A 7601-nucleotide genomic window follows, 5' to 3' on the forward strand; every position below is an offset into this window, starting at 1 on the left:
ACAACGTTTTGTGTATGATTAGTTGTGAGAAAGTACGCGAGTACTTTCCACCGTTGCTAAAGATAATTAATGTGTGTGAATTTCCATTGAGGAAATTCCGCCGCAATTAATTATACACGTTGTTGTAACACGTTTTTTACTCTATCACTTTTTCGTCCGTCCGTTTTACTTCCACAGTTTTTTGATTGTAATAATAGATAATAAGTCCGGATGAGAATATAATTATATTTAAGACTAACTTTCCTATTCCATCCATTATATCATCTCCAATGAATAATTTTATGAGCTTGCCAAGAATTACAAGTCCACCTCCGAGCATTAGTATTACTGCCCAAACGTTAATTCCCATTTTTGCATGTTTATGTTTCATCAAAACTAGGACTAGAACAATCATTTGAATTAAAGTAGGAATAAGTGCAACCAAACTTTTCGAAATTAAAAATGTGTATAGATTCCAGCAAATTAGAAGTCCAAGAGCAACTATTATTAAAACTTGAAATGTTTGGTTTTTAAAAAAAGTTTTTTCCATTAGTTTATTTTGGTAAATGTGTTACAACGTTCTGTATATGACTTGTTGCACGACGCTGCGATAGCAGCGGGCGAGCTGCAGTGCTGACGAAGGAAACATTCCGATGAGTCGCTAAGGTAGCAAATCTGCAATGAATTCCGATTAAGGAATTCAGCCGCAATTAATTATACATGTTGTTGTAGTGCGTTTTACCTTAACCCTTTTATTTTTAAATCCGCATAAACTTCTTGAGTTCCATGAATTTCCTTTCCAAATTTTAGATCAATGGTATAGTCAATGTTATATAAATTCAGAACCTCGTCTATTTTATCCTTTTTATTTTTTGCGGCATTTACGTCTTGTCTGTATCGGTTTAATGGTCCAAAAGCCATTGGTAAAATTAAGAATCCAACTCCCATTATTATAATTGGAACAGTGGAAATAACTCCACTGTCTAATGCGTATTTACCTAAATAGTATCCACCGAACATTACAAATAAACTTATGAAAAGAAATATTCCAAAATTTACATAAGAAGCAATTTTGGTTCTTTTAACCTGTTCATAATGAATGTTTACTTCCTTAAGTGTTTGTTCGAACTTTTCCCTCAATTCGATTTTTGAACAAGTTTTATTAAATTCTGGTTTTTTGTTTGTCAATTTACAGGTAGTCCCTTCCTTTAAACTAACGATTTGGTTATCGCATAATTCGCAATGCCTGGCTAAATTCATTCAGTTATTTAATTTTAATGCGCTACAACATTTGGCTAAGCTGCGTTTTAATGCAGTTTAGGTGTTGTTGTACATAGTTTATTGTTTATTCCAGTTTATATCAAATTTTGAGATTATCTCGTCATCTTCATTCAATGAATCTGATGGTAAAGCTGGACTTAAAGAATGAAATGGCGGATAGCCTTCCTTTATGTGATATAAATGATTACTAAGCTTTGAATATCTCCCACAGCATTCCAAAGAGAAATAAGTATAATTCTCATCATAGTCCTCTACCTGAATATTTATCCACTCTGGAATCGCGTGGTCCATCCATAGAATTTCAATTACCTCTTTTGCCTCAATGGGGGCTGTTGTTTGGTTAAGTTTTTCCACATCAGGAAAAGTCATTTCGCCTTCTTCAAGACCTTCTCTGAAATTTGAAAAGATTTTCACAACATATTTAAAGTTTTTAGGTAGTTTGTTTATAACCATTTCACAAGTAAGAGGATATACTGTATCAGTTGCTTTGATTAGATTATTGTAAAATTCTTCTTTATTCATTTCTCTATTATGTACAACAAGTATATATAGTTACTAAGGTAACTATATTTCTTTTATATGATGTTGTAATTGTATGTAACTAATGGTAAGTGTTTACAAATGGCTAAATGTTACCCTAATACTCAGTTAAACATCGCTAGAAGGCAACAGCTTATCGCTACCAGAGGTTGTATGCCCTAAGTATTATAATATGGGTTGGTAAAATCTCGCTGCTACAGCCTTAAAAACCATAAACTACTATAAAAAGTAGAATAATCGGTAGGTGAATTACTTGGTTGCTATGAGCACATATATATTGTTGCGCGATCGTTTTTTATTCTTCAGCCACAAATTTGAATGGCAGAAGAAATTTCACTTTCACTTTTTTGTTATTCTCTAATTCGGCTGGTTTCCAATCAGGAATTTTGGATATTACTTTATAACAAGCATCATCATAATCTTTTCTCAATCCCTCAATTATTTCTATTTCCACCACTTTTCCAAGAGTGTCAACTACAAAAGTCGATTTAACTTTTCCATTTATGTATTCCGTAAATCCTTGATGAAATTTATAATTCTGTTGAATGAATTTAGTCAGAGAATCGAGTCCGCCTGGGAATTCAGGCATTTTCTTTAAACTCGAAAAATTTATTTGTTCGTCATTTTCGTCCAAAAGTTGGTATTCCAAGTTCAGCGAATTTTGAGATTCCACTTTTTTAAATTCCGATTGAGTGATTTCGTTTTCAGGTTCAGAATTGTTTTCCGTTTTTGATTTTTCCGAATTCTTACAAGAAACCAGAAGTAAAGTTGTCAATATAATTCCTATTATTTTGTTCAATTCACAATTTTTATTAAATGACGCACAACGATTTGGCGGTGTTTCAAATAAACAAGGAACTTTCGTAAACAACCGAACGCCCTATTTGCTATATACCGTGTTAGCTGCTGGCTTTTTTTCGAAAACCAAAATATCCAGTAATTAATGAAATTAATATGACAATACCAGTTATAATTTGATACACCCATTTAAATTCTCTGTCAAAATACAGTTCATAACTAGGTGCAGGAACATTGGTTTCTATATATAATTTAAGTTCTTTGGTGTTTCTTTCAATTTCAGCATCGTGAATATTCATTTCTATTTCATATTCAGCATTCTTTTTGCTCATAAAACTTGCAAGTTGAGCCTCATTATTATTTATGAAATAACTTTTTTTATAATCTCCAAATAATTCTATTTCTTTTCCATTTTTCAGAATCTTTAAGTCAATTTCTAAAGGAAATATTGTGTCAGCCATTCCTTTATAATTTCCATTCAATAAGTCTAATCTAATTCCATATGATGATTTAAAATCAGTTTTAAACTTATCAGAAATAATTAAGCTCTCTTTTAAGACATATGTTTTATCAAATGACCTTAATCTTTTATCCGATTTATCTAATAAAAATTCAGTTATTAGATAAATTGCTAAAATTCCAAAGAGTATTGATATTATCTTTTGAGTGTTCATTTTCAGCTTGTAGCTAACGTTCTGTGAATGGCTTGTTGCACGACGCTGCGATAGCAGCGGGCGAGCTGCAGTGCTGACGAAGAAAACATTCCGATGAGTCGCTAAGGTAGCAAATCTGAAATGAATTCCGATTAAGGAATTCAGCCGCAATTGTTACCAAACGATTTTTATTTTTTCTTATGTTTTCCTTTTTCTATTATACAACCGCAATCAATTTCCGAAATCGGCTTTATTGAGTTCTTTTTTATTTTCCATTCGGTTAAACTTAAGTCAGGATAAATTGGTATTCCAATTCCAATAAAAGTTGAATCCGATTTAATCAAAGAATCTCTTTCGGATTCCAAATATTCTTTCATGAATTCTGTATCATTCTTAAATCGAATTCTATTGTTGTTAATTGAATAAGTTCCAGTTATTTCTCCTTGACAAGCACTTAAACCATATTTGTATTTAAATATTCCATTTTCAGTCAACTCCATTATTGACCACCTTTCAAATTTATTATCGATAGAGTAATAAATTCCGTTTAATTTAGTTTGTTTACTTTGTCCGAAAAATAAAAAGATAGTCAGAGTTACTATATTCAGTAAGGCTTTCATTTATTCTTTTCCATTGTTTGGTGACAAGTGTATATAGTTACTAAGGTAACTATATTTCTTTTATATGATGTTGTAATTGTTTGTAACTAATGGTAAGTGTTTACAAACGTCTAAATGTTACCCTAAAACTCAGTTAAATAGCACTAGAAGGAAACAGCTTATCGCTACCAGGGGTTATATGCTCCTATGGAGTATAATAAGGCTTAGTAAAATCTCGCTGCTATAGCCTTGAAAACCATAAATCATTATAAAAATACAATAACAGGCCGTGAATTACTTAGTTGCTATGAGCACATATATTGTGTTGTATAGAGAGCTTTATTTTTTTTCAATAATGGAGTCAATCCATTCATTTGCTGTTGAAACTCGTGCCAAAGCCATTACCGAACCATATTTAATTTGTCGGTTTAGGGCTCCAGAAACAATTCCTACAAAGAATGTTTCACCATTTTCTTTCATAAAAATTCCGCCTCCGCTATCTCCTTTCGATCCCCCTATTTCTAACTCAAGTGGAATTGGCGATCCAAAGTGATTAGATTCAGGATTATCGGGGTTGTCAAAGTCGCAAACCATAACATCGGTGCTAAATTTTCTGTTTTCGAATGTTCCTCCAATTGCATCTATAATGTTTCGACCTCCTAGCTTCTCTTGTTTTCTTGGATTGTCCATTCCGTCGTTTCCGTTTCCAATGTATCCATATCCAACTTTAGTAATTGTTTGTCCCAGTTCTTTATTTCCATAATACCGTTTAGCGGGGGTTATATCCAAGACGGGTTTGTCTAGTTCTATCAATGCCATATCCCATCCGTTCCATTGGGCTTCTTGAGCACCAGGTTTAAGTTTGGGGTGTTTGATTATTCTTTTGGTTTGGTAGAAATTATCTCCAAACTTCCAGAAAGATGTCTTTTGCACAAAATGAGATGCTGTAAGCACCCACTTGGGAGAAATTAAAACGCCTACGGCATAATCATTACTTTCAATTGATTCAGAATACCGTCCTACACAATCAAATTCAGGTTGTTGTCCCAATTCGATATATTTCTTAATATCGGTATCGTGTCTTATTATTCCGAAGGGCTTAAAATTGTTCTGCGGTAATGTAAATGCAGTTAGTGCTAATACTGGTAAGAAAAACAAAATTTTTTTCATAATTGTAGTTAGAGATATGCTTAAAAACTTAAGACGAATTACTTCATGATTTGTTACGATTTTAATAGGATTTACAATATCTATTGTAAGTTGCGTTTTCCTGCCAAATGCGACATATACAAATTGTTGTACCTCATTTTTTTATTTCTTACTTCTATTCAATAGGTTTTTTACAACGAATTCCATCATAACATCCCTTTTGTTAATAATATCGTGTATGTTATTTGAAATTTCATAATCGGGCAATACGCCTCTTCTTTTTAAATGTTTGTTTACGGCAATATCTGAATGCATAACCGGGATTGTTAAGACGATCCCAGTTTCGTTCCCTAAAACATAAATTTTATTCACCCCATTACTAATTCCTGCAGTGCCAAATGTTTCACTTCCAACGAAAATGGCATCAGTATATTCCTGTATAATTGCTGCTCCCGAACCTCCAGCCGATGATGCTCCACCGTCAATTAAAACAATAATTTTACCATTATACTCATATTCATCGATAGGTTTAAAAACTTTCAACCCTGTTAGGTAGTCAAAATCTGTAACCTTATAATCTCCATTTAATTTTTTCTTTAAACCAAATTGCTCATCGAGATAAAGTCCATTTTCATTATCATTATAATCCAGATAGTATTGATCATTTCCCTTTGTTGTAGTTTCATTTACGGGTGTAAAAGGATTTTTCACAAAATACCTCAATAAATGAGCAGCATTACTAACTTTGCCACCATCATTATCTCTAAGGTCTATAATCAGATTTTCAATTTTCCTTTCTTCAATTTCTTTGAAACACTTTTTATAAAAATCGGGGTATGTACTTTCTGGTTCTTGGAAACTGTCTTTAAAAAAACGAGTTACTTGTAAATAGGCATATTTTTCATTCTCATTTATCGTAAAGTCAAAAGCTTTTTCTTTATACTTATTAGAATTCGTTCCATATCGTTCGAGTTCAATTTTTAAGTATTCCTGGTTTGAAATTGATGTGACTATTTTAGTCTTAATTTCTCTTGTGACATAGTCTTTATATGTTATTTCATAGGTCGATTTGGCATCATAAACTATAGGGTACGTTCGGCTAAATGATAGATATGATACTCCAAGATAGTGTTCAATTGCCGAAATAGTTACTCCATCAGCAGAATAATGCCGAATCATTTTAGAAACAATTTCATTGGAGAGAACATTATCTATGGAAATAATTTCCGAACCATTTGGAATCGATAGGTTACTCATGTTTCTAACAATGTAAATCCTTTGATTTTTAATAAAAACTTCGAAAGGTAATCGCTTATGTTTTTTGAAAGACTCCCTCAGTGGATCTTTGGGATATGCACCAGTATGCCCGTCATGAATTTTGGCAATAAGTTTCAACACAACATTGTAAAATGCTTTACCCTCTAGAGGCTTAGATGTTTCTAACATTAATTGATTTGTAAATTGCTCAAATTCTTCAGGTGTTTGAAATTCATAAACACCTGGATGTGTTTTAATCAAGGCAGTCTTAAACTTAACCAAATCCTTGTGCATTTGCTCTGGCTGAAAAACAAGGCTGTCTTGAGCTAAAATTGGCAATGAGATTGTTAAAGCCAATAAAAAAGCTAATTTAAATAAGGTGTTTGTCACTTGTTTAAGTATTTAATTCAGGTTTTTTCTACAATGTACATAATGAAGGACAATATAAGTATGTAGTTACCAAAGTTACTTATATTTCTTAGATATGATGTTGCAGTTTTTGGTAACTAATAGTAAGTGTTTGCAAAGACCTAAATGTTACCACAAAAACTTAATAAAACAGCACTAGAGGATAACAGCTTATCGCTACCAGAGGTTGTATGCCCCTAAGTATTATAATATGGGTTGGTAAAATCTCGCTGCTAAAGCATAAAATATTATAAAAGGTACAGATGCCAGTTGGTGAATTGCTTGGTTACTATGATCATATATATGCTGTTAAAGGTAGTTTTTTAATTAAATAATTTTGTAGTCTTTTCTACAATATTTTCTTTATCCATTTTCAGATATGCATATTTTATAACGGATTCGTCAAATTTAAATTCTATTCTTCCAGATCTATCGAAGAGAGATTTCTTTTTTATTTTGAAATCAGAGATTTTTTCAAAGTCATATTTTTCTATTCCCTTTTTCAACAGAGGATTTAAATATTCAATCGTCAGAGAATTATTTTCAAAATAGATATTATCTATATAAACAGGTTTAGACCAAAATTGATTAACAATATTTCCAACTATCCATCCGATACAGAAACCAATACTAAGCTTATAATTGGAATCAATTAATTCAATCAACAATAAAAATGGAATTACCAATAGGAAAGAAAAAGTTTGATATATGATTATTTGTTTTTTACTCATCTTTATTGAAATTGCCTACAACAAGTGTATATAGTTACTAAAGGTAACTATACTTCTTTTATATGATGTTGCAGTTTTTGGTAACTAATAGTAAGTGTTTGCAAAGGCCTAAATGTTACCCTAAAAACTTAATAAAACATCACTAGAGGATAACAGCTTATCGCTACCAGAGGTTGTATGCTCTTAAGTAGTATAATAAGGCTTTG

9 protein-coding genes are annotated in these 7601 nt (G+C 31.9%); all 9 read right to left on the minus strand.

What is annotated here, in order from left to right:
* Positions 1 to 136 precede the first annotated feature (136 nt).
* Positions 137 to 529: a hypothetical protein gene (locus M0D21_RS08065; protein ID WP_248328199.1), complete on the minus strand. Its 393-nt coding sequence runs from the start codon at positions 527 to 529 to the stop codon at positions 137 to 139.
* 188 nt (positions 530 to 717) lie between these two features.
* Positions 718 to 1239, minus strand: a complete 522-nt coding sequence (locus M0D21_RS08070) for a hypothetical protein (RefSeq protein WP_248328201.1) — start codon at positions 1237 to 1239, stop codon at positions 718 to 720.
* 78 nt (positions 1240 to 1317) lie between these two features.
* Positions 1318 to 1674 (minus strand): hypothetical protein, encoded by a 357-nt coding sequence (locus tag M0D21_RS08075; RefSeq protein ID WP_248328203.1) that lies wholly within the window; start codon positions 1672 to 1674, stop codon positions 1318 to 1320.
* Between the two features lie 421 nt (positions 1675 to 2095).
* A complete protein-coding gene (locus M0D21_RS08080; protein ID WP_248328205.1) occupies positions 2096 to 2599 on the minus strand; it encodes an energy transducer TonB in 504 nt (167 codons plus the stop codon).
* Between the two features lie 100 nt (positions 2600 to 2699).
* A complete protein-coding gene (locus tag M0D21_RS08085) occupies positions 2700 to 3272 on the minus strand; it encodes a hypothetical protein (RefSeq protein WP_248328207.1) in 573 nt (190 codons plus the stop codon).
* Between the two features lie 167 nt (positions 3273 to 3439).
* On the minus strand, positions 3440 to 3871 hold the full coding sequence (locus tag M0D21_RS08090; RefSeq protein WP_248328209.1) for a hypothetical protein: 432 nt from the start codon (positions 3869 to 3871) through the stop codon (positions 3440 to 3442).
* Between the two features lie 318 nt (positions 3872 to 4189).
* Complete coding sequence (locus M0D21_RS08095) at positions 4190 to 5020, minus strand: trypsin-like serine protease (RefSeq protein WP_248328211.1); 831 nt, start codon at positions 5018 to 5020, stop codon at positions 4190 to 4192.
* Positions 5021 to 5161: 141 nt separating this feature from the next.
* Positions 5162 to 6646, minus strand: a complete 1485-nt coding sequence (locus M0D21_RS08100) for a S41 family peptidase (protein WP_248328213.1) — start codon at positions 6644 to 6646, stop codon at positions 5162 to 5164.
* 341 nt (positions 6647 to 6987) lie between these two features.
* Positions 6988 to 7395 carry a hypothetical protein gene (locus M0D21_RS08105; RefSeq protein WP_248328215.1) on the minus strand — a complete coding sequence of 136 codons (408 nt, stop codon included), beginning with the start codon at positions 7393 to 7395 and terminating at the stop codon, positions 6988 to 6990.
* Positions 7396 to 7601 lie beyond the last annotated feature (206 nt).

It is taken from the genome of Aquimarina acroporae (assembly GCF_023195925.1).
In the GTDB taxonomy this organism is placed as follows: Bacteria; Bacteroidota; Bacteroidia; order Flavobacteriales; family Flavobacteriaceae; genus Aquimarina; species Aquimarina acroporae.